This window comes from Blautia sp. JLR.GB0024 (assembly GCF_037000545.1).
GTDB lineage: Bacteria > Bacillota > Clostridia > Lachnospirales > Lachnospiraceae > Blautia > Blautia celeris.
The window spans coordinates 1-281 of the sequence record NZ_JBANBF010000062.1 but is presented as its reverse complement, the minus strand read 5'-3'; the positions used below and the strand labels follow the sequence as shown (position 1 = coordinate 281).

The following is a 281-nucleotide window of genomic DNA, read 5'->3' as shown; positions in this document are numbered from 1 at the left end:
ATTGAGGGAAGTGACCATTTCTTATTCTACACACTGGAATACATGACAAAGAAAAAATTCATCCACGGCCAGCCGGTATGCCTGGGAATCTTTGTAGGCTCCGCAATGGGAGGAAATGACCCGGACGGGATCCTGGATATCATCCACAAGGCAGGAGTGGAGATCAGGCCGGAAGGAATGGGGATCACCTGGGATGACGTGTTCGCAGCGATCAAATATGAGAAAGAGTTCCTGGAGAGCCACGGATACTGGTATACAGTAGTCAATGACTTCAAGGTAAC

General features: G+C 48.8%; 1 pseudogene. It reads left to right on the top strand.

Going from position 1 to position 281, the window contains the following annotated elements:
* Positions 1-281 (top strand): annotated as a pseudogene (locus V8Q34_RS27445) (iron-containing alcohol dehydrogenase); the annotation flags it as partial.